The organism is Nitrincola schmidtii (genome assembly GCF_008973715.1).
Lineage (GTDB): Bacteria > Pseudomonadota > Gammaproteobacteria > Pseudomonadales > Balneatricaceae > Nitrincola > Nitrincola schmidtii.
Genome location: NZ_WBOL01000011.1, coordinates 73,177 through 98,053, shown reverse-complemented (window position 1 = coordinate 98,053; position 24,877 = coordinate 73,177). Strand labels below are relative to the sequence as shown.

At 47.1% G+C, this 24,877-nt stretch carries 22 protein-coding genes and 5 tRNA genes; 1 reads left to right on the top strand and 26 read right to left on the bottom strand.

Annotated elements, in window-relative coordinates; genetic code table 11:
• Window position 1: 1 nt before the first annotated feature.
• The 25 genes from rpsG to F7R24_RS10705 all read right to left on the bottom strand — a co-directional run bounded on the left by rpsG (window position 2) and on the right by F7R24_RS10705 (window position 22,785).
• Window positions 2–472: a 30S ribosomal protein S7 gene (gene rpsG, locus F7R24_RS10820; protein ID WP_151671274.1), complete on the bottom strand. Its 471-nt coding sequence runs from the start codon at window positions 470–472 to the stop codon at window positions 2–4.
• A 143-nt stretch (window positions 473–615) separates the two neighbouring features.
• Entirely contained in the window at window positions 616–990 is a 375-nt protein-coding gene (gene rpsL / locus F7R24_RS10815) for a 30S ribosomal protein S12 (RefSeq protein WP_036524675.1), read from the bottom strand.
• A gap of 119 nt (window positions 991–1,109) precedes the next feature.
• Window positions 1,110–5,336, bottom strand: coding sequence for a DNA-directed RNA polymerase subunit beta' (gene rpoC / locus F7R24_RS10810; RefSeq protein ID WP_151671273.1), 4,227 nt, complete (start codon window positions 5,334–5,336; stop codon window positions 1,110–1,112).
• A gap of 75 nt (window positions 5,337–5,411) precedes the next feature.
• Complete coding sequence (gene rpoB, locus F7R24_RS10805; RefSeq protein WP_151671272.1) at window positions 5,412–9,512, bottom strand: DNA-directed RNA polymerase subunit beta; 4,101 nt, start codon at window positions 9,510–9,512, stop codon at window positions 5,412–5,414.
• A gap of 173 nt (window positions 9,513–9,685) precedes the next feature.
• Window positions 9,686–10,051 (bottom strand): 50S ribosomal protein L7/L12, encoded by a 366-nt coding sequence (gene rplL / locus F7R24_RS10800; protein WP_151671271.1) that lies wholly within the window; start codon window positions 10,049–10,051, stop codon window positions 9,686–9,688.
• A 73-nt stretch (window positions 10,052–10,124) separates the two neighbouring features.
• Window positions 10,125–10,616, bottom strand: coding sequence for a 50S ribosomal protein L10 (gene rplJ / locus F7R24_RS10795; RefSeq protein ID WP_151671270.1), 492 nt, complete (start codon window positions 10,614–10,616; stop codon window positions 10,125–10,127).
• Between the two features lie 224 nt (window positions 10,617–10,840).
• Entirely contained in the window at window positions 10,841–11,533 is a 693-nt protein-coding gene (gene rplA, locus F7R24_RS10790; protein WP_151671269.1) for a 50S ribosomal protein L1, read from the bottom strand.
• The gene (rplK, locus tag F7R24_RS10785) at window positions 11,533–11,967 is read right to left on the bottom strand and encodes a 50S ribosomal protein L11 (RefSeq protein ID WP_151671268.1); all 435 of its coding nucleotides are present in this window, start codon (window positions 11,965–11,967) and stop codon (window positions 11,533–11,535) included. Before rplK ends, rplA begins: the two co-directional genes overlap by 1 nt.
• A 92-nt stretch (window positions 11,968–12,059) precedes the next feature.
• A complete protein-coding gene (gene nusG, locus F7R24_RS10780; RefSeq protein WP_151671267.1) occupies window positions 12,060–12,605 on the bottom strand; it encodes a transcription termination/antitermination protein NusG in 546 nt (181 codons plus the stop codon).
• 9 nt (window positions 12,606–12,614) lie between these two features.
• On the bottom strand, window positions 12,615–12,983 hold the full coding sequence (secE, locus tag F7R24_RS10775; protein ID WP_151671266.1) for a preprotein translocase subunit SecE: 369 nt from the start codon (window positions 12,981–12,983) through the stop codon (window positions 12,615–12,617).
• Window positions 12,984–13,044: 61 nt separating this feature from the next.
• Window positions 13,045–13,120 (bottom strand) — tRNA-Trp (locus tag F7R24_RS10770).
• A 64-nt stretch (window positions 13,121–13,184) separates the two neighbouring features.
• Window positions 13,185–14,378, bottom strand: coding sequence for an elongation factor Tu (gene tuf, locus F7R24_RS10765; protein WP_151671265.1), 1,194 nt, complete (start codon window positions 14,376–14,378; stop codon window positions 13,185–13,187).
• 89 nt (window positions 14,379–14,467) lie between these two features.
• Window positions 14,468–14,542, bottom strand: a tRNA-Thr gene (locus F7R24_RS10760).
• Between the two features lie 5 nt (window positions 14,543–14,547).
• Window positions 14,548–14,622 (bottom strand) — tRNA-Gly (locus F7R24_RS10755).
• Window positions 14,623–14,642: 20 nt separating this feature from the next.
• Window positions 14,643–14,726, bottom strand: a tRNA-Tyr gene (locus F7R24_RS10750).
• A 19-nt stretch (window positions 14,727–14,745) separates the two neighbouring features.
• Window positions 14,746–14,821, bottom strand: a tRNA-Thr gene (locus F7R24_RS10745).
• A gap of 183 nt (window positions 14,822–15,004) precedes the next feature.
• Window positions 15,005–15,148, bottom strand: a complete 144-nt coding sequence (locus tag F7R24_RS14625; protein ID WP_168926820.1) for a hypothetical protein — start codon at window positions 15,146–15,148, stop codon at window positions 15,005–15,007.
• 1 nt (window position 15,149) lies between these two features.
• Window positions 15,150–15,929, bottom strand: coding sequence for a type III pantothenate kinase (locus tag F7R24_RS10740; protein ID WP_151671264.1), 780 nt, complete (start codon window positions 15,927–15,929; stop codon window positions 15,150–15,152).
• Window positions 15,930–16,913 (bottom strand): bifunctional biotin--[acetyl-CoA-carboxylase] ligase/biotin operon repressor BirA, encoded by a 984-nt coding sequence (birA, locus tag F7R24_RS10735; RefSeq protein ID WP_151671263.1) that lies wholly within the window; start codon window positions 16,911–16,913, stop codon window positions 15,930–15,932.
• The gene (locus F7R24_RS10730) at window positions 16,910–17,434 is read right to left on the bottom strand and encodes a dihydrofolate reductase (RefSeq protein WP_151671262.1); all 525 of its coding nucleotides are present in this window, start codon (window positions 17,432–17,434) and stop codon (window positions 16,910–16,912) included. Before F7R24_RS10730 ends, birA begins: the two co-directional genes overlap by 4 nt.
• 8 nt (window positions 17,435–17,442) lie before the next feature.
• Window positions 17,443–18,285, bottom strand: a complete 843-nt coding sequence (locus F7R24_RS10725; RefSeq protein WP_151671261.1) for a thymidylate synthase — start codon at window positions 18,283–18,285, stop codon at window positions 17,443–17,445.
• A 62-nt stretch (window positions 18,286–18,347) separates the two neighbouring features.
• A complete protein-coding gene (gene lgt, locus F7R24_RS10720) occupies window positions 18,348–19,139 on the bottom strand; it encodes a prolipoprotein diacylglyceryl transferase (protein WP_151671260.1) in 792 nt (263 codons plus the stop codon).
• Between the two features lie 10 nt (window positions 19,140–19,149).
• Complete coding sequence (locus F7R24_RS10715) at window positions 19,150–19,947, bottom strand: sulfite exporter TauE/SafE family protein (protein WP_151671259.1); 798 nt, start codon at window positions 19,945–19,947, stop codon at window positions 19,150–19,152.
• 15 nt (window positions 19,948–19,962) lie between these two features.
• The gene (gene ptsP, locus F7R24_RS10710; RefSeq protein WP_240776086.1) at window positions 19,963–22,266 is read right to left on the bottom strand and encodes a phosphoenolpyruvate--protein phosphotransferase; all 2,304 of its coding nucleotides are present in this window, start codon (window positions 22,264–22,266) and stop codon (window positions 19,963–19,965) included.
• A 36-nt stretch (window positions 22,267–22,302) separates the two neighbouring features.
• Complete coding sequence (locus tag F7R24_RS10705) at window positions 22,303–22,785, bottom strand: RNA pyrophosphohydrolase (RefSeq protein ID WP_151671258.1); 483 nt, start codon at window positions 22,783–22,785, stop codon at window positions 22,303–22,305.
• 153 nt (window positions 22,786–22,938) lie between these two features.
• Between F7R24_RS10705 and F7R24_RS10700 the strand changes: the two genes are divergently transcribed.
• Window positions 22,939–23,595 carry a histidinol-phosphatase gene (locus F7R24_RS10700; protein WP_151671257.1) on the top strand — a complete coding sequence of 219 codons (657 nt, stop codon included), beginning with the start codon at window positions 22,939–22,941 and terminating at the stop codon, window positions 23,593–23,595.
• 32 nt (window positions 23,596–23,627) lie between these two features.
• Here the strand turns inward: F7R24_RS10700 and F7R24_RS10695 are convergent, their stop codons facing one another.
• Window positions 23,628–24,824 carry a class I SAM-dependent rRNA methyltransferase gene (locus F7R24_RS10695; protein ID WP_151671256.1) on the bottom strand — a complete coding sequence of 399 codons (1,197 nt, stop codon included), beginning with the start codon at window positions 24,822–24,824 and terminating at the stop codon, window positions 23,628–23,630.
• Window positions 24,825–24,877: the final 53 nt, after the last annotated feature.

Below are 24,877 nucleotides of genomic sequence, written 5' to 3'. Positions count from 1 at the left end.
ATTAGAAACGGTAATGTGCGAAAGCTTTGTTAGCTTCGGCCATACGGTGAACATCTTCACGTTTCTTAACAGCCGCGCCACGACCTTCAGATGCATCAATCAATTCACCTGCTAAGCGCAACGCCATAGACTTCTCACCACGCTTACGCGCAGAGTCAACCAACCAGCGCATAGCCAAAGCCATACGACGTGATGGACGAACTTCAACAGGTACTTGGTAGGTAGCACCACCTACACGACGAGACTTAACCTCAACCACGGGCTGAACTGTCTCGAGTGCTTTGTCAAACAACTCTAAAGGATCTTGTTTAGTACGCTCTTGGACTTTGTCCATGGCACCGTAAACAATACTTTCAGCAACTGATTTTTTACCACTGACCATCAGATGGTTGATGAATTTAGCCAGTGTAATATTACCGAATTTAGGATCCGGCAGAATTTCGCGTTTCGCAGCTATGCGTCTTCTAGGCATGATAAGCCCTCAATTATTAGGTCTTCAGGTTTAGCCAGGATGTCAAAGACACCTGCCCTTACTCTTATCGTTTATTCGGTTTAGCGCAACAGCATGCGTTTTAAGAAAACAGGGCTGTAACAACTTTGCCGTTTAACGACATCTTAAGACTTAGGACGTTTAGTACCGTACTTAGAACGAGCTTGTTTACGATCGTTCACACCTGAACAATCTAACGCGCCACGAACTGTGTGGTAACGAACACCTGGTAAGTCTTTAACACGACCACCACGAATCAGAACAACAGAGTGTTCCTGTAGGTTGTGGCCTTCACCACCGATATAAGAAGACACTTCATAGCCATTGGTTAGGCGCACACGGCAGACCTTACGCAAAGCTGAGTTAGGCTTCTTCGGTGTGGTTGTATAAACACGGGTACAAACACCACGACGCTGAGGACAAGCTTCAAGTGCACGAACGTCACTTGGCTGAACTTTGCGCTTACGTGGTTTACGTACCAACTGGTTAATTGTTGCCATTCAGCAAACTCTCCACCTTTGGATTTACCATATAAAAAGACTGAGTATTTCTACCCAGTCCACAAGAGGGCCAGAATTTTAACCAATTCTAGGCCCTATCGTCAATTACTGTCTGTTTTTTAATCAGAACCAGACATTGACGCATTCAGTGCTTTGGTTAGTGCCTGTTGCACTTCTTCTGCACTAACACTGTTGCTATCTGCGCTACCCATACGACGTTTACGCTTACGTTCGTTATGGTAAGCCAAACCGGTACCGGCTGGGATCAGACGTCCCACTACGACGTTTTCTTTCAAGCCACGCAGGTAATCGCTCTTACCGTTGACTGCACCTTCGGTGAGTACACGGGTGGTTTCTTGGAAAGAAGCCGCAGAGATAAACGACTCAGTTGCCAACGAAGCTTTCGTAATACCTAACAGTACACGTTCAAACTTCGCCGGGAACTTACCGTCTGCTAGCAGACGTTCATTCTCGAGACGAACGGCAATGTACTCAACTTGATCGCCTTGGATAAAGCCAGAATCACCCGATTCGATGATTTCAACCTTACGAACCATTTGACGAACGATCACTTCAATGTGCTTATCGTTGATGACTACACCCTGTAAACGATATACGTCTTGGATTTCTGTCGTAATGTATTTAGCCAGTTCGTTCACACCCAGGATACGTAAGATATCATGTGGGTTAGATGGGCCATCAGAGATAACCTCACCCTTCTCAACCGATTCACCTTCGAATACGTTCAGGTTACGCCATTTCTGGATCATGATCTCAAATGGATCACCACCATCATGTGGTGTAATCAAAATACGGCGTTTGCCTTTGGTTTCTTTACCGAAGGAAACAACACCGGAAATTTCCGCAAGGATCGCATACTCTTTTGGCTTACGTGCTTCAAACAAGTCAGCAACACGTGGTAGACCACCGGTGATATCCTTGTTGACGGTACCTTCTTGAGGAATACGCGCCAATACATCACCGATCTGCACTTCTGCACCATCGCTAAGGTTTACAATTGCCTTAGGTGGTAACAAGTATTGTGCTGGCATATCGGTGCCTGGGTAACACAAGTCTTTACCATCAAAGTCCACTAGCTTGATCATCGGACGAATATCTTTACCCGCCTGTGGACGATCTTTACCTTCCAGAATTTCTACGGTAGATAGACCGGTTAAATCGTCTGTTTGACGCTTAACCGTGATACCGTCTTCCAGTCCTACGAATACAATCTTACCTTTTATCTCAGATACGATTGGATGTGTATGCGGGTCCCAGTTAGCAACGATGGCGCCGGCTTCAACCGTTGAACCTTCACGTACCTTGATCATAGAACCGTATGGTAGTTTATAACGCTCACGCTCACGACCATGCTCATCAGTCACACCCAGTTCACCAGAACGTGAGGTTGCAACCAGATTACCATCGGTACGTTCAACATACTTCAGGTTATGTAAACGAACGATACCGCCATTTTTAACCTGAATACTGTCTACTGCCGCTGCTCGTGATGCCGCACCACCGATGTGGAATGTACGCATGGTTAACTGTGTACCTGGCTCACCGATTGACTGAGCAGCGATAACGCCGACTGCTTCACCTTGGTTAACCAAGTGACCACGTGCCAAGTCACGACCGTAGCAGCTCGCACAGACGCCCTGTACAGAGTCACAGGTGATGGCAGAGCGAACTAATACTTCGTCGATTTTGCTTAAGGCTTCATCCGTGCTTAAACGATCTACCCAAGACTCATCGATTAACGTGCCTTTTTCGATCAGCACATCGCCATTGGATGGATCAAGCACATCAACTGCTACCACACGACCCAATAACTGATCACCCAAGCTGACAATGATATCGCCACCTTCAATGATTGGCTGAACTAGGATGCCGTTTTCAGTACCACAATCGACTTCAGTGATCACCAAGTCTTGTGCTACGTCAACCAGACGACGTGTTAAGTAACCTGAGTTCGCTGTCTTAAGTGCGGTATCCGCCAAACCTTTACGAGCACCGTGAGTTGAGATGAAGTACTGAAGTACGTTCAAACCTTCACGGAAGTTCGCGATGATCGGTGTCTCGATGATCGAGCCATCCGGCTTAGCCATCAGACCACGCATACCCGCTAACTGACGAATCTGTGCAGCACTACCACGAGCACCGGAGTCGGCCATGATGTAAACAGAGTTAAAGGACTCTTGTTCTACATCGTTACCGTCAGCATCTTTAACAACATCAACTTTTAAGTTGTCCATCATACGCTTCGCTAACACTTCGTTAGCGCGCGACCAGATATCGACAACCTTGTTGTATTTCTCGCCGTGCGTTACCAAACCTTCAGCAAACTGACGTTCAATTTCAGTCACTTCTGCTTCCGCAGCCGCGATGATTTGTGCTTTTTCATCTGGGATAACGAAGTCGTTAACACCGATTGAAGCACCTGATAAGGTTGCTTGACGGAAGCCCATGTACATCAATTGGTCAGCAAAGATAACCGTATCTTTCAGACCGCAGCGACGGTAGGCTTCGTTAAGTAATTTAGAGATTGCCTTTTTCTTCATCGCCTGATCGACAAGCTCGAATGGCAAACCTTCTGGGACAATATCAAATAACAGTGCACGACCTACCGTAGTGTCACGGATGGCAGTGATTTCTTCAACATTACCGTGAATATCACGAATCACTTCGCGGACACGTACTTTAATACGAGCTTGCAAGTGAACCTGTCCCGCACCATGAGCACGAGAAACTTCTTTCGTGTCACTGAAAGACATGCCTTCACCCTTCGCGGCAACACGATGACGAGTCATATAGTACAGACCCAATACCACGTCTTGTGAAGGAACGATGATCGGCTCACCGTTGGCAGGCGATAGGATGTTGTTGGTTGACATCATTAACGCACGTGCTTCTAACTGAGCTTCGATAGTTAATGGAACGTGAACCGCCATCTGGTCACCGTCAAAGTCAGCGTTATAAGCCGCACAGACCAATGGGTGCAACTGAATCGCTTTACCTTCGATCAACACAGGCTCAAACGCTTGGATACCCAAACGGTGAAGTGTTGGAGCACGGTTTAGTAATACTGGATGCTCGCGGATAACTTCGTCGAGGATATCCCATAATAATGCTTCTTCACGCTCAACCATTTTCTTCGCAGCTTTAATCGTCGTCGCATGACCACGTAGTTCTAGCTTAGAGAAGATGAAGGGCTTGAATAGCTCAAGTGCCATTTTCTTTGGCAGACCGCACTGGTGCAGACGCAGCGAAGGACCAACTACGATAACCGAACGACCAGAGTAGTCAACGCGCTTACCAAGCAGGTTCTGACGGAAACGACCTTGCTTACCTTTGATCATATCCGCCAAAGATTTCAATGGACGCTTGTTAGAACCGGTAATTGCGCGACCGCGACGACCGTTGTCTAACAGTGCATCAACGGATTCCTGCAACATACGTTTTTCGTTACGTACAATGATATCAGGTGCGTTCAGGTCAAGAAGACGCTTCAGACGGTTGTTACGGTTGATCACACGACGGTACAGATCGTTTAGATCTGAAGTCGCGAAACGGCCACCATCCAGGGGAACCAAAGGGCGTAAATCAGGTGGCAATACAGGCAGTACGTTGAGAATCATCCACTCAGGCTTGTTGCCTGATTTGATGAAAGCTTCCATCAACTTCAGACGCTTAGAAAGCTTTTTCAGCTTAGTTTCTGAGTTGGTTTGTGGAATTTCTTCACGCATATGCTGGGATTCAGCTTCAAGATCAATCGATCCCAATAGCTCCTGAACAGCTTCAGCACCCATGCGGGCATCGAATTCATCACCAAATTCTTCTAAGGCTTCGAAGTACTGCTCATCGTTTAACAGTTGACCACGCTCAAGCGTTGTCATACCCGGATCGATGACGACGAATGATTCGAAATAGAGCACACGCTCAATATCACGAAGCGTCATATCCAACATCAAACCGATACGGGATGGCAGAGATTTCAAGAACCAGATGTGTGCAACTGGAGAAGCCAGTTCGATATGACCCATACGGTCACGACGAACTTTAGTCATGGTGACTTCAACACCACACTTCTCACAGATAACACCGCGGTGCTTCATGCGCTTGTATTTACCACACAAGCACTCATAGTCCTTAATAGGACCAAAAATTTTGGCGCAGAACAGACCATCACGTTCCGGCTTAAAGGTACGGTAGTTGATGGTTTCCGGCTTTTTCACTTCACCGTAAGACCATGAACGGATCATATCCGGTGATGCCAAGGTAATACGGATCGAGTCAAACTCTTCAGTTTTGCCCTGGTTCTTGAGCAGATTCAGCAAATCTTTCATTGTCTATAGCTCCTGACGGAGTTCTCTGGGGGCTTGCTGACCTAATGTCAGCAAGCCCTGTGATCAGTTAAGGTCTTAATCGCTTTCTAGTTCGATATCGATACCGAGAGAGCGGATTTCCTTGATCAGAACGTTAAACGATTCTGGCATGCCAGGTTCCATACGATGATCGCCATCCACAATGTTTTTATACATTTTGGTACGGCCGTTTACGTCATCAGACTTAACAGTGAGCATTTCTTGTAACGTGTATGCAGCACCGTAGGCTTCTAACGCCCAGACCTCCATCTCACCGAAACGCTGTCCACCGAATTGGGCTTTACCACCCAGTGGCTGCTGGGTTACCAGACTGTAAGAACCGGTTGATCGCGCATGCATCTTATCATCAACCAAGTGGTTCAACTTGAGCATGTACATGTAACCTACGGTCACTGGACGGTCGAACTGATCACCCGTACGGCCATCATAAAGCGTTACCTGACCTGTATCACTCATATCTGCTAGGCGAAGAAGCGCTTTAATTTCGCTTTCTTTAGCACCATCAAATACAGGAGACGCCAAGGGTACACCACCACGCAAGTTATTGGCTAACTCAAGAATCTCTGCATCACTGAAGCTGTCGAGATCTTCTTTACGAGCCACTGGCAATCCTGCATGTTCAGTGTTGTAGATCTGGTGCAGGAATTCACGAACGGTTTTCAGCTTTTCAGCTTTTTCACGCTCTTCTTCCAACATCGCATTGATCTTACGACCTAAACCTTTTGCAGCCGCGCCCATATGTGTTTCAAGAATCTGACCGACGTTCATACGTGACGGCACACCCAATGGGTTAAGAACGATATCAACTGGCTCACCGTTCTTATCATAAGGCATATCTTCAACTGGCATGATAACCGAGATAACACCCTTGTTACCGTGACGACCTGCCATCTTGTCACCAGGCTGTACGCGACGCTTGGTAGCTACATAGACCTTAACAATCTTCAATACGCCCGGTGCTAAATCATCACCAGTTTGAAGCTTGCTCTTCTTGTCTTCAAAACGCTTATCAAGATTCTCACGACGCTCTTGTAATTGCGCTTGAGCTTGTTCCAGCATTTCTTGAACTTCAGGATCAGCAATACGAATTTTGAACCATTCGCTGTGCTTCAATTCGGCCAAGAAGGATTCAGTGATTTCATCACCTTTCTTCAGTCCCGCACCGCCTTCTGCCTTCAAGCCAACCAGCACTTTGCTCAGACGCTCGAAAGTTGCCGCTTCAACAATTCTGAACTCATCATTTAAGTCCTTGCGGATCTTATCGAGTTCAGATTTTTCAATAGCGACTGCACGTGGATCTTTTTCTACGCCGTCACGAGTGAAGACCTGAACATCGATAACTTTACCGATGGTGCCGCCTTTAACACGTAACGAAGTGTCTTTAACATCAGAGGCTTTTTCACCGAAGATTGCACGTAGCAGCTTCTCTTCTGGAGTCAGCTGGGTTTCACCCTTAGGTGTTACTTTACCAACCAGAATGTCGCCAGGACCTACTTCAGCACCGATGTGAACAATACCCGTTTCATCTAGCTTACTGAGTGCTGCTTCACCTACGTTTGGAATATCCGCAGTAATCTCTTCAGAACCCAGTTTTGTGTCACGAGCCACACAAGTCAGTTCTTGAATATGGATGGTGGTGAAACGCTCTTCCTGAACGACGCGCTCAGATATAAGAATCGAGTCCTCGAAGTTATAACCGTTCCACGGCATAAACGCGATACGCATGTTTTGGCCAAGTGCCAATTCACCCATATCAACTGAAGGACCGTCAGCCAAAATGTCACCACGAGAAACCACTTCACCAGGACGCACGATAGCGCGTTGGTTAATACAGGTGTTCTGGTTTGAACGAACATATTTAGTCAGGTTGTAGATATCTACACCAGCATCACCAACTGCAGTCTCATCATCGTTTACACGAACAACGATACGGCTGGCATCAACAGATTCAATCACACCACCACGCGTTGCTACGACACAGACACCTGAGTCTTGGGCCACGCTACGCTCGATACCTGTACCAACTAACGGCTTTTCAGCGCGCAGTGTAGGCACAGCCTGACGTTGCATGTTTGAACCCATCAAGGCACGGTTAGCGTCGTCATGCTCAAGGAACGGGATCAAGGCAGCAGCAACGGATACGATCTGACGAGCAGATACGTCCATATATTGAACCTTCTCACGTGGCATAACGGTAAATTCGTTAGCGTGACGAACTTCTACCAGATCTTCTTCAAGACGATTTTCTGTGTCTAATTTTGCTGACGCTTGAGCGATAACGAAGTTATTTTCTTCAATCGCTGACAAGTAGTCGATGTCATCGGTAACTTTGCCATCGATAACGCGACGGTATGGCGTTTCAAGGAAACCATAATCGTTGGTACGGGCATACACCGCTAATGAGTTGATTAGACCGATGTTTGGACCTTCAGGAGTTTCGATAGGACATACGCGACCATAATGAGTCGGGTGAACGTCACGAACCTCGAAGCCTGCACGCTCACGCGTCAAACCACCTGGGCCTAATGCAGAGACACGACGCTTGTGCGTGATTTCTGAAAGCGGGTTGTTTTGGTCCATAAACTGAGACAATTGGCTGGAACCAAAGAATTCTTTCACTGCTGCCGCAACCGGCTTCGCATTGATCAAATCTTGTGGCATCAGGTTGTCTGCTTCCGCCATGCTGAGGCGCTCACGAACAGCACGCTCGACACGAACCAGACCCACACGGAATTGGTTTTCAGCCATTTCGCCGACAGAACGAATACGACGGTTACCTAAGTGGTCGATATCGTCAACGATACCCTTACCATTACGGATACCGATTAACGTCTTCATCACGTCGAGGATGTCGTCTTTTTCAAGAATCGGACTACCGGTTTCAGCGTCACGACCTAAACGACGGTTGAACTTCATGCGACCCACGGCAGAAAGATCATAACGCTCTTCAGAGAAGAACAGATTCTCGAATAGACCTTCAGCAGATTCTTTCGTTGGTGGCTCACCAGGACGCATCATGCGATAGATTTCGACAAGCGCTTCAATCTGGTTGCGGGTGGTATCCACTCTCAAGGTGTCAGAGATATATGGACCACAGTCAAGATCATTGGTGTAGAGTGTTTCGAAACGCTCAATACCTATGACTTGCAGACGAGTGATTAACTCTTCTGTAATTTCGGTGTTAGCAACGGCAATAACTTCGCCAGTTGCAGGATCCGCCATGTCGCGAGCCAGTACTTTTCCTGCTAAATATTCAGCCGGAACCTGGAGCTGCTTCATACCTGATTGAGTCATTTGGCGCGTGTGACGTGGTGTAATACGACGTCCCGCTTCAACAATGACATTGCCTTCAGGGTCTTTGATTTCGAACGACATGGTTTCACCACGTAGACGCTCAGGAACCAAATCCATCCAAATTAAGCCGTCTTCCAGGTTCCAACCAGTATTTTCAAAGAAGATCTCTAGGATTTCTTCGGTGTTGTAACCCAGCGCCCGTAATAAAATAGACGCAGGTAATTTACGACGACGGTCGATACGAACAAACAGTGCATCTTTCGGGTCGAATTCGAAATCCAACCAAGATCCACGGTAAGGAATAATACGAGCAGAATAGAGCAATTTACCCGATGAATGGGTTTTACCCTTATCATGATCAAAGAAGACACCGGGTGAACGGTGTAATTGGTTAACGATAACACGCTCAGTACCATTAACTACAAAGGTACCGTTATCGGTCATCAGGGGCATTTCGCCCATGTAAACTTCCTGTTCCTTGATATCCTTAACCGCCTTCGTCGATGAATCACGGTCATAAATGACCAGACGCACTTTGACGCGCAAAGGAGCGGCATAGGTTATTCCACGCTGCATGCACTCTTTGACATCAAAAACGGGTTCACCGAGGCGGTAACCAACGTATTCCAGTGCCGCATTTCCGGAATAGGAAACAATTGGAAAAACAGAATTAAATGCCGCTTGGAGTCCGGTATCGTCGCGTGAAGCCGCGTCCGCTCCTTGCTGCAGAAACTTGCGGTAAGAATCAAGCTGCGTTGCTAACAGGAATGGAACATCCATTACCTGGTTCAGCTTGCTAAAATCCTTACGAATACGTTTCTTTTCAGTATATGAATAAGCCATCAGTGTTCCCCAGCATGTGCACCTAGTTGACAAGCCAGTCCAGAAGGGGATCTTCCAGTCTGTAGATTCCGTTATCTGTTGCTGTCATTAATAACGGAAAAAGGCCGGTGGCTCACAGCCACCAGCCATACGCTTTCAAAGCAGTTTACGCTGCTCGCAGCGCATAGTCGCGATTACTTAAGCTCAACTTTAGCGCCGGCTTCTTCCAGTGCTTTCTTGAGTTCTTCAGCTTCTTCCTTAGATACGCCTTCCTTGATAGTAGCAGGAGCTCCATCAACCAATTCTTTAGCTTCTTTCAAGCCAAGACCGGTAGCGCCACGAACAGCTTTGATCACGTTAACTTTCTTATCACCAGTTTCAGCTAGGATAACGTTGAATTCGGTCTGTTCTTCAGCAGCTTCAGCCGCAACAGGACCAGCAGCTACTGCAGCAGCAGCAGAAACACCGAATTTTTCTTCCATAGCTTCAATCAGAGTAACTACGTCCTTTACAGACATTTCAGCTACTGCATTGATGATATCTTCTTGAGTCAGAGACATTGTCTAAATTCCTGAATTTCTTTTGAGCTTGCGCCCATTAAACGATTAATCAGCCTGCTTACCTGAAAGGTAATTATGCAGCCTGCTCTTTCTGATCGCGAACTGCTGCCAGTGTACGTACCAGCTTGCCAGCTGAAGCTTCCTTGAGGACGCTCATCAACTTGGCTATTGCTTCGTCGTATGTAGGCAAGCTTGCCAGTAGGGAGATATCAACTTTCTCGCCTTCGAAGGCTGCAGCTTTCAGCTCAAACTTTTCGTTGCCTTTCGCAAACTCTTTCAGAATACGCGCACCAGCGCCTGGGTGTTCTGTAGAGAATGCAATAATTGAAGGACCTACGAAAGTATCTTGTAGACACTCATAGCTTGTTCCTTCAACAGCACGACGCGCCAGAGTGTTACGAACGACACGCAACCAAACACCGTTTTCACGAGCCAGTTTACGTAACGCAGTCATATCTGTAACAGATACGCCACGTGAGTCGGCAACAACAGCTGACACAGCTGATTTAGCAGCTTCCTGGACTTCAGCGACGATCGCTTTTTTGTCTTCGAGTCCTAATGCCACGATTTACTCCTGGATTGAGTCTTTCGACCATTTACCAAACCAAACACCTGACCACTATAGTCAAGCGGTGAGTACGGTGGTTCTGTGATTCGTTTGAATCTCACCGTCTGCGCAGGCCGGAAAAACCATTAAGAGGATGGTTTAGCATCCTCACCTGCGGTCTTTGACGGTCTTCGTATCTGTCTGACAGGTCACGAAGACCCTCAAAAACGTTATTGTTGAAATCAGCTTAAAGAAGACTGATCAACAACTACCCCTGGGCCCATCGTAGTGGACAGGGTTACTTTCTTAACGTAAACGCCTTTTGAGGAAGAAGGCTTAAGCTTCTTCAGATCTGCAACAAGCGCTGCGATATTCTCTTTGATTGCGTCTGCACTGAAACCGATTTTACCCACTGAACAATGGATGATACCGTTCTTATCAGTACGGAAACGAACTTGACCTGCTTTAGCGTTTTGAACGGCAGTTGCAACATCAGGGGTAACTGTACCCACTTTAGGGTTAGGCATTAAACCACGTGGGCCTAACACTTGACCTAACTGACCAACGATACGCATGGCATCTGGAGTTGCAATAACGACGTCAAAATTCAGATTGCCGCCTTTAATCTGCTCAGCAAGATCTTCAAAACCAACAATGTCTGCACCAGCAGCTTTTGCTTTTTCTGCGTTATCGCCTTGAGCAAAAACAGCAACACGTACATCTTTACCCGTACCGTTTGGTAGCACTGTAGAACCACGAACAACCTGATCAGATTTACGTGGATCAACGCCAAGATTTACTGCAACGTCAAATGACTCAGCAAACTTTACAGTGGAGACTTCTGCCAATACAGATACCGCTTCTTGAACTGGGTACAATTTGCCAGCAACTACTTTTTCGTTGATTGCTTTTTGGCGCTTGGATAGCTTAGCCATTACTGTTCACCCTCTACAATGATACCCATTGAACGTGCACTACCTGCGATAGTACGAACTGCGGCATCCATATCTGCTGCCGTTAGATCTGGCATCTTAACAGTAGCGATCTCTTCTAACTGAGCGCGAGTTACGGTTGCAACTTTCTCAGTATTAGGACGCGCAGAACCGCTCTTTAGGCCAGCTGCTTTTTTCAGCAGGATAGCTGCAGGAGGTGTCTTCGTGATGAAAGTAAAGCTACGATCACTATAAACAGTGATAACAACTGGTGTCGGCAGACCTGGCTCCATACCCTGGGTCGCAGCGTTAAACGCTTTGCAGAACTCCATGATATTGACGCCGTGCTGACCTAGTGCAGGACCCACTGGTGGACTTGGGTTAGCCTGACCGGCTTTTACCTGCAGCTTGATGTAAGCATTAATTTTCTTAGCCATTTAAGCTACTCCTTTGGGTACAATCGCCTTTCGGCTCCCCGTCGTTACAAAAATAGCCCGAATTTACATTCGAGCTTCATTTAAAAAAAAGATCAAGCCTTTTCGACTTGACGAAATTCTAATTCGACTGGCGTTGAACGACCAAAAATAAGAACAGCGACCTGAAGACGGTTTTTCTCGTAATTGACTTCTTCAACAACACCATTGAAGTCAGCAAACGGACCATCGGTAACACGAACCATCTCGCCCGGCTCAAACACTGTCTTAGGACGGGGCTTATCAGCACCACTTTCAACACGCTGCAAAATTTCATTTGCCTCACGCTCGGTGATAGGAGCAGGCTTATCTGCTGTACCACCAATAAAACCTAGTACTCGAGGTGTGCTTTTCACCAAGTGCCAGGTTTCATCATTCATAACCATATTGACTAAAACGTAACCTGGGTAGAACTTACGCTCAGATTTACGTTTTTTACCATCACGAATCTCTACCACTTCTTCTGTTGGTACTAATATTTCACCAAACAGATCTTGCACGCCTTGGAGCTCAATACGCTCTCTTAGGCCTGACATGACTCGCTTTTCATAACCAGAGTAAGCATGTACGACATACCAGCGCTTTTTTTCTTCTGTACTCATGCTATACCCCTAACCTATCGCACTGGAAACTATCCAGCCGAAGAATGTATCCATGCCCCACAGCATCAGCGCCACTACTAAAACAGCAGCTAGCACCATTAATGTCGTCTGTAGAGTTTCTTGACGCGTAGGCCATACAACTCGACGCATCTCGCCTTTGGCATCTTTAAACAACTTAAACCAAGTACGACCTTTTGCCGTCTGCAGCGCGATAAAACCAGCAACCACAGCTAGCACCAACAGTGCCAATACTCGATACAACAGCGATTCGCCAGAAAACACAGAGTTTCCGATAACACCTGCGGCGACAATCGCAACAACAGCAATCCATTTAATGCTGTCGTATTTAGACTCTTCAGCTTGTACTTTTGTGTTCACGCTAGAAGCCTCGGCTTAATTAGGTAAGCTTACGCTATGTGACGCCACCTTCGACTGAAAGTGGCAGGCCAGGAGGGAATCGAACCCCCAACCTGCGGTTTTGGAGACCGCTGCTCTGCCAATTGAGCTACTGGCCTACTGCATAATAGGGAGGCACATTATAGAGACCTCCCCATTTACTAGCAAGCGTATTTACAAAAATTATTCAACAATTTTTGCTACAACGCCTGCACCCACTGTACGACCGCCTTCACGGATCGCAAAGCGCAGACCTTCTTCCATCGCGATTGGGTTGATCAGCGTAACAGTCATCTGTACGTTGTCACCCGGCATTACCATCTCAACACCTTCTGGTAGCTCACAAGCGCCAGTGATGTCTGTGGTACGGAAGTAGAACTGTGGACGGTAACCTTTGAAGAATGGCGTGTGACGACCACCTTCTTCTTTGCTCAGTACGTATACTTCGCCTTCAAACTTGGTGTGTGGCTTGATTGAACCTGGCTTACATAGAACCTGACCACGCTCAACGTCATCACGCTTAGTACCACGCAACAGCGCACCAATGTTCTCACCTGCACGACCTTCGTCAAGCAACTTACGGAACATCTCAACACCAGTACAAGTGGTCTTAGTCGTTGGACGGATACCAACGATTTCGATCTCTTCACCTGCTTTAACGATACCACGCTCTACACGGCCAGTTACTACAGTACCACGACCAGAGATAGAGAATACGTCTTCGATTGGCATTAGGAATGGCTTGTCGATAGCACGCTCTGGCTCAGGGATGTAAGTATCCAATGCTTCAACCAGTTTACGTACAGCAGTCGTACCCATTTCATTGTCATCTTGACCGTTCAACGCCATTAGCGCAGAACCGATGATGATTGGCGTGTCGTCGCCTGGGAAATCGTACTGATCTAGAAGCTCACGAACTTCCATCTCAACCAGTTCCATCAACTCTTCATCATCAACCATGTCCGCTTTGTTCAGGAACACAACGATGTAAGGTACACCTACCTGACGTGACAACAGGATGTGCTCACGCGTCTGTGGCATTGGGCCGTCAGCAGCTGAACATACTAGGATCGCGCCGTCCATCTGTGCAGCACCGGTGATCATGTTTTTAACATAGTCAGCGTGCCCTGGGCAGTCTACGTGTGCATAGTGACGGATCGTTGATTCGTATTCTACGTGTGATGTAGAGATAGTAATACCACGCTCACGCTCTTCCGGTGCATTGTCGATACCGTCAAATGCAACCGCAGTACCACCAAACACTTCTGCACATACGCGAGTCAGTGCAGCTGTTAGGGTTGTTTTACCGTGGTCAACGTGGCCAATGGTTCCTACGTTGACGTGCGGCTTGTTACGTTCAAAAGCTTTCTTAGCCATGATGAGTTCCCAATCTTTCCGGTTGACCACAGGTCGTTAAATACAACAAAGGGCAGACATATTACTATATCTACCCTTTCATTAATACATGGAGCTCATGGGCGGAATTGAACCGCCGACCTCACCCTTACCAAGGGTGTGCTCTACCCCTGAGCTACATGAGCGAATCTGGAGCGGGTAGCGGGAATCGAACCCGCCTCTTCAGCTTGGAAGGCTGAGGTAATAGCCACTATACCATACCCGCCGAGTTCAGCTGATTGAGGATGGTGGTGGGAGGTGGATTCGAACCACCGAAGCTCGCGCGTCAGATTTACAGTCTGATCCCTTTGGCCACTCGGGAACCCCACCACAACTTCACGGTATCAACTGGTGCCGGCACGAGGAGTCGAACCCCGGACCTACTGATTACAAGTCAGTTGCTCTACCTACTGAGCTATACCGGCATAACCGTCGAAGTGGTGCGTATCTTACTGATAGCGATTTATTGATGCAAGCCCTGTTTTTGATTTTTTTATATTTTTTTAGGCTTTTTGTCTGCCAAGGTCATTTTTTAATCTATATGAACCTTTCATTTCCATCTGTCATTCGTTTGATAAAGAAGGAACACTCTTACTTTGGCGCAATATTTAATTATCGTCAACTAATTCAATTGTCTGAACTGCTGGTAGTCGAGTATCGACAAACGTCTGTTGACTGGCTCGCTGCTGGGCATACCAAAAAAACATCAGGGAATTCGCTAAGAGCAATAGAATGAACAGCCACTTCCACACATCAACACTCCTTTTGTTTCTTAGCGAGTGTATTATCATCTAACGTTGGCATGTCCAGGTACTTCAAACCATCCAGAACCAGCAAGGGATGATATTCAGCGTCGTTAAGCCATGCCATCAAGTCAAACGCATCGCCCCCTGTGACCAACATCTTATCTATGTGTCGCTCCTTACAATCACGCTCCAACTGTTTCATCAAGGCTGCTATTTGATAGCGACAGCCGTGTTCAACACATTCCGCGGTGGATTTTCCTGGCGCTATACGGGTAGTTTGATGCTGCTCATCCCACCTAACTTTTGCCGTCTGCCCTAATAAACTTTTTTTCAACATAGCCACACCTGGCAGTATATAACCGCCTAAATGCTGACCTTGATGATTGACCCAATCGATCGTGATGGCACTACCGGCATCAACCACGCAAAAAGATGATTGCAATTTTTGCCAACCGGCAAGCATCGCTACCCAACGATCTGCTCCCATCTGCTCGGGGTTTTTATAAGCATTTTTAAGACCTTGATACTCCGAATGAACTTCAGCAGTAATAAACGGAATCGATAATCGCTGAAAGGTCTGATTTAACCATTGATTGACTTCATCACCGGCAACACTGACGTAGCGCGCTGAATCTAACCCTATCCATTCAGCAGGAATTTGCACGCTGCGACATCGAATTTCGTCAGTAAACCAGCGCTGCTGTGGCTCAGCAACACCATCACGACAGATCCGCCATTTAATAAAGGTATTGCCAGCGTCTAATTCAAGCTCTGTGATAGGTTTCAATTACAGCCCCTGCGAACTAAGCCCTCTTAGGCTTACCTCTCCACCATGAATGTTACGCAACCCTTGCTCGGTTTCTAGCAATAGCGCTCCCGTCTCGCTGACGCCTTTCGCTATACCGGCGATGAAAGCATCTGCACCCGTTTGCACTTTGACAGGCTGCTGATAAAAAATATCTCCAGCCATCCATTCATCACGAAAAACCGCAAAACCCTGTGCTTCAAATTTTTTCAATATGTCCACTAATTCGATAACCACTTGTGCCAACAAATCGGTTCTCGATAACTCTATGCCTTGCTGCTTGATATCTGCCCAAGGCTGATCAATCGCTTCAGCCATACCCTGAGATATAAAGGCGTTAATACCGACACCTATGACTAACTGTGACTCGATGGAGGTATCTCCTTGAACCTCGATCAGTACGCCTGCCAGCTTAGAGCCGTTAATCAATAAATCATTAGGCCATTTAACATTAACATTTTTGACATCTGCCCGATCAAGGACACGCTTTACGGCCAAACCAACGACTAAACTCAAGCCTTCTAATTCGTTGACACCACAGCGAAAACGCCACGCCAGGGAAAAATACACACCGGATGCAAAGGGACTGACCCAACGCCTGCCTCGCCTACCGCGCCCCTCTGTTTGCTGCTCAGCGATATAGATACCGCGATTAACACCTTTTCTTAAGGCATTAAGTGCAAGCTCATTGGTTGATCCTGTTTGAAGGTGCAACTCTTGCTCGTCAAACATTTTAGCAACATCCATTGGCAACTGATCGACGAAATGTTGAAGCTCTATTAAGTCAACACCACCTGGAATTCGATAGCCACGACCCCTGATGGAATAGACTTCCAACCCAAGCTCTTCCAATGCCTTGATTTGCTTCCACACACCCGTGCGACTGATGCCAATATGATCGCCTAAATGCTGCCCTGAATGAAACTGACCATCAGAGAGAAGCTCAAGTAGTTTACGCTGCGTCACACATTTTCCTCTTCAGAATGCTTGCGCTGATAAACCACAAAACTATAGTCATAGGGATTGGGACCCTCGGCAAAAAAATCTTCTCGCATTTCTTGCTGCCAGACTGATTCATCTATTGCTGGAAATGAAGCATCACCCTCTATCGTGGCATGTACCTGAGTAACATAAAGACGATCGGCTTGCTGGATCGCTTGTTTGTAGATTTCGGCACCGCCGATCACCAACATCTCTTCAGAACCATCAATCAGCGCTTGCTGCTCAGCTAAGGCTAAGGCTTGATCTAGACTGGCCACCACATGGATACCGGGTGATTGATATTCAGGATTACGGCTGATTACTATGTTCGTTCGACCTGGCAATGGGCGGCCAATAGACTCGTAGGTTTTACGGCCCATGACAATCGGTTTACCTTGCGTAATTCGCTTAAAATACTTCAAGTCTTCAGGAAGATACCAAGGTAACTTATTTCCTCGACCGATGATTCTGTTTTCAGATTGAGCAACGATAATGGATAACAGCATGAGTTCCTCTAAATCGCGATGGGCGCACGAATAACGGGTTGTGGATCATAGCCAACCAACTCAAAATCTTCATATCGATAGTCGAAGATGGACTCTGGTTTACGCAAAATTTTCATTTGCGGTAAGGCTCTGGGGGTGCGTGATAGCTGCTCTTCAACGATGGCAGGATCGTTTAGATGATTACTGTAAAGGTGAACATCACCAAAGGTATGCACAAAGTCACCGGGCTCTAAATCACACTGCTGCGCCAGCATCATGGTTAGCAAAGAATATGAGGCGATATTGAACGGCACGCCTAAAAAGTAGTCGGCGCTGCGCTGATACAACTGACAACTTAAGCGACCTTCTGCCACATAAAACTGAAACAGGGTATGACAGGGCGGCAGGGCTGCCTTTCCACGACGAACGTTTTCTTGCGGACTTAAAGTTTCATCAGGTAGATCGGCTGGATTCCAACCTGAAACAATCAAACGGCGCGAGTTAGGTTTAGTACGAATCATTTCAACTAACTGTGAAATTTGATCCACAGTACTACCATCAGGACACGCCCATGAGCGCCACTGCTTGCCATAAACCGGGCCTAAATCACCATCTTCTAGCGCCCATTCATTCCAAATGGTGACACCTCGTTCGGTCAACCATTGATTATTGGTACTACCAGATAGAAACCACAACAACTCATAGATAATCGATTTTAAATGAACCTTTTTAGTGGTCAGTAATGGAAAACCTTCCTGAAGATCAAAGCGAAGCTGACGACCAAAAACTGAACGCGTCCCAGTACCGGTGCGATCTCCTTTATCCACTCCGTTATCACGGATATCTCGCATTAAATCTAAATATTGGCGCATTACCCTAAGACTCCTGAAACCTTCGGCGCTGTATTTCCAGAATTCAGCTTTAACAAACTTTATTAATGTCTATTTTGCGGCTTTCGGTAGGCCCATAGCAACATAAAAGCACCGATCAGCATCATCGGCAAAGAAAGCACTTGCCCCATAGTGAGCCAGTCAAAGGCGATAAAGCCCAGTTGTGAATCGGGTTCGCGAAAGAACTCCACCAGCGAACGAAAGCTGCCATAAAGCAACAAGAATAGCCCAGAAACTGCCATTCGCGGTCTAGGTTTAGACGAAAACCACCAAAGCAGCGTAAATAAAACGATGCCTTCCAACACCATTTGATAGAGCTGCGAAGGATGTCGCGCTAGTCCATCGTTGGCATAAGGGAAGATCACACCCCAGCTTTGATCGGTAGGCCTACCCCACAACTCTCCACCGATAAAGTTACCTAAACGACCCGCACCTAGTCCTATAGGGATCAATGGAGCAACGAAATCGCCCATATCGAAGAGATTCTTGTGATAGCGACTAGAGAAAACCAGCAGCGTTATGACAACGCCCAACAGACCACCGTGAAACGACATCCCCCCTTCCCAAACAGCAAATAGCCATAGCGGGTCCTGCAAGAAATAAGAGAAGTTGTAAAAAAGCACATAGCCTGCTCGACCACCCAGAACAACGCCTATCGCACCCCAGAATATCAGATCAGCTACTTGCTGTTCCGTCCAGCCGGAATTGGGTTGAGATGCACGACGATTCCCAAGCCACCAAGCGGCTCCGAAACCGACCACATACATTAAACCGTACCAATGAATTTGAATAAATCCTAGGTTAAGAGCGACTGGATTAATCGCGTGTTCCCACATAGTGACACCACTAAAGATTGCTAAGTAAAAAACGCAGACCCACCAGCAACAGGAAGACCGCAAAGAATTTTTTCAATAACGGCTGAGGCAAACTATGCGCCCAGCGAGCACCAAGTTTTGCACAGGGCGTACTGGTGATAATAATGCCAATAAAGGCCGGTAAGTATATATAACCTAGGGTCCACTCGGGCAGATCTGCTTTTTGCCAACCTACCCAGAGATTCGTCAGGGTTCCCATCAAAGCGATGGGTAAACCACAAGCAGCTGAGGTTGCCACCGCGATACGCATCTCTTGTCGACGCCAGCTTAGATAAGGCACGGTTAAGGTACCGCCACCAATACCAAAGATGGTTGATGCCCAGCCAATAATACCGCCGGCTGCTCCTAGTTCTTTTTTACTCGGCGCTGATGGGCTTTGAGGGGGTTGCAGGTTAAATCCCATCTGGATGGCCACAGAGAGGGCGAATACACCGAAAATGATCTGCAACACATGTCCTGGCAGCATAATGGCTGTATTCACGCCAAGAACCGCGCCAAACAGAATACCGACCGCGAGTGGCTTGAATAGATCCCAGCTTACTGCACCGCGCTTGTGATGGGCTCTAACGGAGCTGATCGAGGTCACTAAGATGGTTGCTAACGAGGTCGCAACCGCCATATGTGTCAAGACGTCAACAGGGACTCCCTGTAGAGTGAAGGTAAAAATCAACACAGGAACAATTAATAAGCCGCCGCCAATACCAAACAGGCCAGCAGCCACGCCCGCAAAGGCACCTAATACTAGATAAAGTAACAATGTCATTAACATTGAGGGAGTCTCACATCAGTGTTTTTTTTGTTCAGGAATCATAGGACGGGTAAGTCGAGACAAACCAAATGCTTTCAATGATTGTCGTAACTCTTGATGTATCTCTTCGGCATCGTGTAAAGATCGAACCGAAAGAAGAAGCTGCCTAGCACGCGAAAAACTAACATTGCGTATCGCGTACTTAATTTTAGGTAGGTTATTCGCATTCACCGATAACACGTCATATCCCATCGCCATCAATAACAACGCACCACCGGGATCAGCTGCGATTTCACCACAAATGGAAACATGTTTCCGCTCTTTGTGTGCTTCATGGACGATAAAATCTAGCGCTTTCAGTACCGCAGGGTGATAGCTGGCATATAGACCCGCGACTCTTGGATTGTTTCGATCAACGGCTAATAGATACTGAGTTAAATCATTGGAGCCGACTGAAATAAAGTCGACCAAACGCGCAAAACGACGCGTTTGGTATACCGCTGCAGGCACTTCAATCATCACTCCAACCGGTGGTTTTTTGATCTTATAGCCTTCTTCTTTAAGCTCAGCTAACGCTCTGTCGATTTGTCGAAGGGCTTCTTCTACTTCACTAACGCTGGTCACCATGGGTAACATAATACGAAGATTATCCAACCCTTCAGAAGCTCTTAACATCGCTCTGACTTGTACCATGAAAATTTCAGGATGATCCAATGTGACTCGAATACCGCGCCATCCCAGTGAGGGGTTTTCCTCTTCAATAGGAAAATAGGGAAGTGCCTTATCTCCGCCTATATCCAGCGTTCTCATGGTAACCGGACGTGGCGCAAAGGCTTCTAGTTGAGTTCGGTAGCTTTCAATCTGCTCCTGCTCACTTGGGAAGGAATCCCGAATCATAAAAGGGATTTCCGTTCGATATAGACCTATCCCTTCAGCCCCCTGCTCTAGTGATCGCCCCACGTCAGCAGCCAAGCCTGTATTCACCCATAAGGGTAAACGATAGCCATCTTTCGTAATAGCGGGTAAATCGCGCAACTCTTTTAGTTCATCGGCAACAATCTGTTCATCGATCACTATTCGACTGAATGCCTGAACTAACTCTGTCGATGGGTTCACATAGATGCGTCCACTGTAACCATCAACGATGACGCGCTCACCTTCTAAACGGCGGAAGGGCAGATCAACTACGCCCATGACGGTAGGAATGCCCATGGATCGTGCCAAAATGGCAGCGTGAGAGTTACCCGAACCGGTTACCGAAATTAAGCCGGATAGCTTACCGTCCGGTACCAAACCGAGCATCGCGGGGGTTAATTCATCTGCCAATAACACTGCATTTTCCGGGTAGACAGTTTGGCGATCGCCCATATCCTCTTGAAGATGCTGTAAAATGCGCTTCCCTAAGTCTTTAATATCGGTTGAGCGCTCACTTAAGTACGGGTCATCCATTGCGGCAAAAGTGCGAACGTGCTCTAAAATGACTTCACGCAAAGCCCCTTGTGCCCAACTGCCTTGATCTATTTTTGCATAGATTTCACTGGGTAACGCATTGTCATCCAGCATGCGCAGATACACATCAAACAGCGCATTTTCATCTTTACTGATACGACCCGCTAGGTTTTTGGAAACCTCGCTAATATCTTTTCTAACCGCGACAAGGGCACGTTTCAGGTCCGCTTTTTCTTGTTCAATATCTTCGGCATCTCGATCGACAACACTGTCTAAATCGGCGGGAATCGAAGCAACAACTATCTCACCGATGACAACCCCAGACGCGGCAGCAACACCGTCATAGCGAATATCCTTGCGAATTTCACTGGGTGCACCATCTAAAGATTCCGTCTGCATAGAGCCGGTTGCATGAGCATGAGCGATAATGCCGGCTAGCTGAGCCGACAAGGTTACTAAGAAGGCTTCTTCACTCTCATCGAAACGACGTTTGTCTCTTTGTTGTACCACCAACACACCCAATACTTTTCGCTGGTGCATGATCGGTACACCTAAGAAGGCATGAAATAGATCCTCACCAATAGCATCGATGTAGTGGAATGAAGGATGCATAAAAGCATCTTCTAAGTTGATGGGCTCCGCACGTTTGGCCACTAAGCCGACGATCCCCTCATCTGGAGACAGACTTACCTTACCCACGGCTTCTGGATTCAAACCATGAGTGGCGCGCAACACATAACGAGCCGTGTCCTGATTGTGTAGAAACACCGAACAGACTTCTGTTTGCATCGCTTTTTGTACTCGACCAACCGTGATGGCTAACACAGCATTCAGATCAGGCGCAGTGCTTACATCCTGAACGATCTGTCGCAGTACTTTTAGAATACTCATAGCCATCTCACTCGGTTGAATTCCTGTCGACCAACATTAAGGCAACACTTTAACTAATTTTGGGGAAAGCTCTTTCATCGCTTTACGATACACTTCTCGTTTAAAAGAGACTACCTGCCCTAATGGATACCAATAGCTAACCCACTGCCACCCATCAAACTCTGGCTTGGCGCTTTGATCGATCCGCACGGCACTGTCATGGCTTAACATACGCAACAGAAACCATTTTTGTTTCTGGCCTACGCACATAGGTAACGAATGACGACGAATCATGCGTTTCGGTAACCGATAACGCAACCAACCGCGGGTGACTGCCAGCAACTCGACATCTTTTGGCAGTAAACCTATCTCTTCTTTTAATTCTCGATACATTGCCTCTTCTGGGCTTTCATCTTCATGAATACCCCCTTGAGGAAACTGCCATGCATCCTGCCCCACTCTGCGTGCCCATAGCACTTGGCCGAGCGAATTCACCAGAATGATGCCGACATTGGGCCTAAAACCTTCTGAATCTATCACACTCGACTACCTAAGTTATCTTTCTAATAGTTTTTATTGTTCCACAGATACGACTTAGTTCAAATAGCCATTTCATACATTGCACGACTAGATTGCAGAGACTAAGCTAATGATCTTTCAAAAACATGACAACCCTTGAATAGGAGCGACTGCGTGAGACTGGCTATTTTTGATTTGGATAACACCCTGCTACACGGTGATAGCGACCATGCTTGGGGAGAGTTTTTATGCAATGAAGGTCTAGTTGATCGCCAGCAATATCGTAATGCGAACGATCATTTTTATGAGCAATACAAACAAGGAACATTGGATATCAATGAATTTTTGACTTTTGTTCTGCAGCCACTAAAAACGTTTCCTCGTAGTCAACTGAATGCGCTTCACCAAAAGTTTATGCAGACGGTTATTGAGCCGATGATGTTGCCAGCTGCTCATGACTTGCTAAAAAAACATCGTGAAGCGGGTGATTATTTGCTAATCATCACCGCCACTAACTCCTTCATTACCGCTCCCATCGCCGAGAAGCTAGGTGTTGATGCTATGCTAGCCACCGACCCTGAAGAGATAGACGGTGAATACACCGGCAAGGCCGCTGGAGTCCCCTGTTTCAGAGAGGGCAAGGTCACTCGTTTACACCAGTGGCTAGCAGAAACCGGCCATAGTCTAAAAGACAGCTATTTCTACAGTGATTCGTGTAACGACCTACCTCTACTTGAAGTGGTCGATTACCCTGTCGCGGTCAACCCTGACGCCATACTGCTTGAAACCGCTACCTCTCGCGGCTGGCCGGTGCTGGATTTGCGCGTCTAGTCCTAGGTTTATGCTTTTGATCTGCTGCCTGATTAACTCGCAGGCAGCACACGCATAAAGCAAGCTTTCAAATATTCCGTTTCGGGGATTGCGGGATGAATCGGATGATCCGCTCCTTGATGCCCTTGCACAAAAAGCTGTGCGGTTCGATCTAATTCACGGCTATTGCCACGCAGAATGTTAACCAAACTTTCACGGGTTAAGTGCATCGAACAGGAACCGGCAATTAGCACCCCATCTCGCGCCAGTAATCGCATGGCAAAATTATTGATTCGAGCATAGGCACGCTCGCCATTGCGAATATCTTTTTTGCGCTGAATAAAGGCGGGTGGATCGGTGATGATCACATCAAACTTTTCACCCTCAGCAATCAGCGCCTTGCAAATATCAAAGGCGTCACCACGCAATCCTTTAAAGCGGATTTCACCTTGATTGAGTCGTGCATTTTCCGCTGCGACATCTAAGGCGGTTTGTGATGCATCGACACAGACGACTTCTGAAGCACCCGCAGCAAGTGCTTGCGCACCCCAGCCACCGACATAGCTGAACAGATCCAGAACACGTTTCCCTTTAACCAAATGCATCATGCGAGCGCGATTATCACGATGATCATAAAACCAACCTGTTTTCTGTCCATCTAATACGGGAGCAACTAGCTTAACGCCATTCTCTTCAAGCGGCGCCAGCTCAGGTACTTCACCTTGCAGCACTTCGATATAGCTTTCCAAGCCTTCCATCGCCCGCATTTTGCCATCGTTACGGAACACGATTGCTTGTGGTTGAAAGACTTTATTTAGCGCATCGACGATCTCATCACGCACCGCTTCCATACCCGCAGTCGAGATCTGTACTACAAAAATATCGAAGAAGCGATCAATCACTAACCCGGGAAGCCCATCGGATTCGCCATAGACAAGACGATAGCAGGGTGCTGAGAAGTGCATTTCGCGCAACGTTAACGCGATTTTTAAACGATGTACGATCAGAGAACGATCTAGAGGATAGCGCACATCTCGACTGACCAAACGTCCACAGATCAGATTAGCTGGATTCAAATAAGCGATACCTAACGCCTTGCCTTTGGCATCTTGCACGATCACCTGCTCACCTGCAGCGTACTGCTTCAGTGGAGACTGCTGTGTATCAATCTCGTTACTGTAGATCCACACATGCCCCGCTTTAAGACGGCGGTCTGAACCGGTATTGAGAGTGATAGATTGAAAATTCATTTGGGTCGGTTCCAATAAAGACGACCCCGGCAGTTGCCGGGGTACGTAGATTC

Bases quoted from the DNA above. Each gene is read 5' to 3' on its own strand.
- rpsG (WP_151671274.1), bottom strand. From the start codon at position 472: ATGCCTAGAAGACGCATAGCTGCGAAACGCGAAATTCTGCCGGATCCT.
- rpsL (WP_036524675.1), bottom strand. From the start codon at position 990: ATGGCAACAATTAACCAGTTGGTACGTAAACCACGTAAGCGCAAAGTT.
- rpoC (WP_151671273.1), bottom strand. From the start codon at position 5,336: ATGAAAGATTTGCTGAATCTGCTCAAGAACCAGGGCAAAACTGAAGAG.
- rpoB (WP_151671272.1), bottom strand. From the start codon at position 9,512: ATGGCTTATTCATATACTGAAAAGAAACGTATTCGTAAGGATTTTAGC.
- rplL (WP_151671271.1), bottom strand. From the start codon at position 10,051: ATGTCTCTGACTCAAGAAGATATCATCAATGCAGTAGCTGAAATGTCT.
- rplA (WP_151671269.1), bottom strand. From the start codon at position 11,533: ATGGCTAAGCTATCCAAGCGCCAAAAAGCAATCAACGAAAAAGTAGTT.
- rplK (WP_151671268.1), bottom strand. From the start codon at position 11,967: ATGGCTAAGAAAATTAATGCTTACATCAAGCTGCAGGTAAAAGCCGGT.
- nusG (WP_151671267.1), bottom strand. From the start codon at position 12,605: ATGAGTACAGAAGAAAAAAAGCGCTGGTATGTCGTACATGCTTACTCT.
- tuf (WP_151671265.1), bottom strand. From the start codon at position 14,378: ATGGCTAAGAAAGCTTTTGAACGTAACAAGCCGCACGTCAACGTAGGA.
- F7R24_RS10730 (WP_151671262.1), bottom strand. From the start codon at position 17,434: ATGCTGTTATCCATTATCGTTGCTCAATCTGAAAACAGAATCATCGGT.
- F7R24_RS10725 (WP_151671261.1), bottom strand. From the start codon at position 18,285: ATGCGCCAATATTTAGATTTAATGCGAGATATCCGTGATAACGGAGTG.
- lgt (WP_151671260.1), bottom strand. From the start codon at position 19,139: ATGTGGGAACACGCGATTAATCCAGTCGCTCTTAACCTAGGATTTATT.
- F7R24_RS10715 (WP_151671259.1), bottom strand. From the start codon at position 19,947: ATGTTAATGACATTGTTACTTTATCTAGTATTAGGTGCCTTTGCGGGC.
- ptsP (WP_240776086.1), bottom strand. From the start codon at position 22,266: ATGAGTATTCTAAAAGTACTGCGACAGATCGTTCAGGATGTAAGCACT.
- F7R24_RS10695 (WP_151671256.1), bottom strand. From the start codon at position 24,824: ATGAATTTTCAATCTATCACTCTCAATACCGGTTCAGACCGCCGTCTT.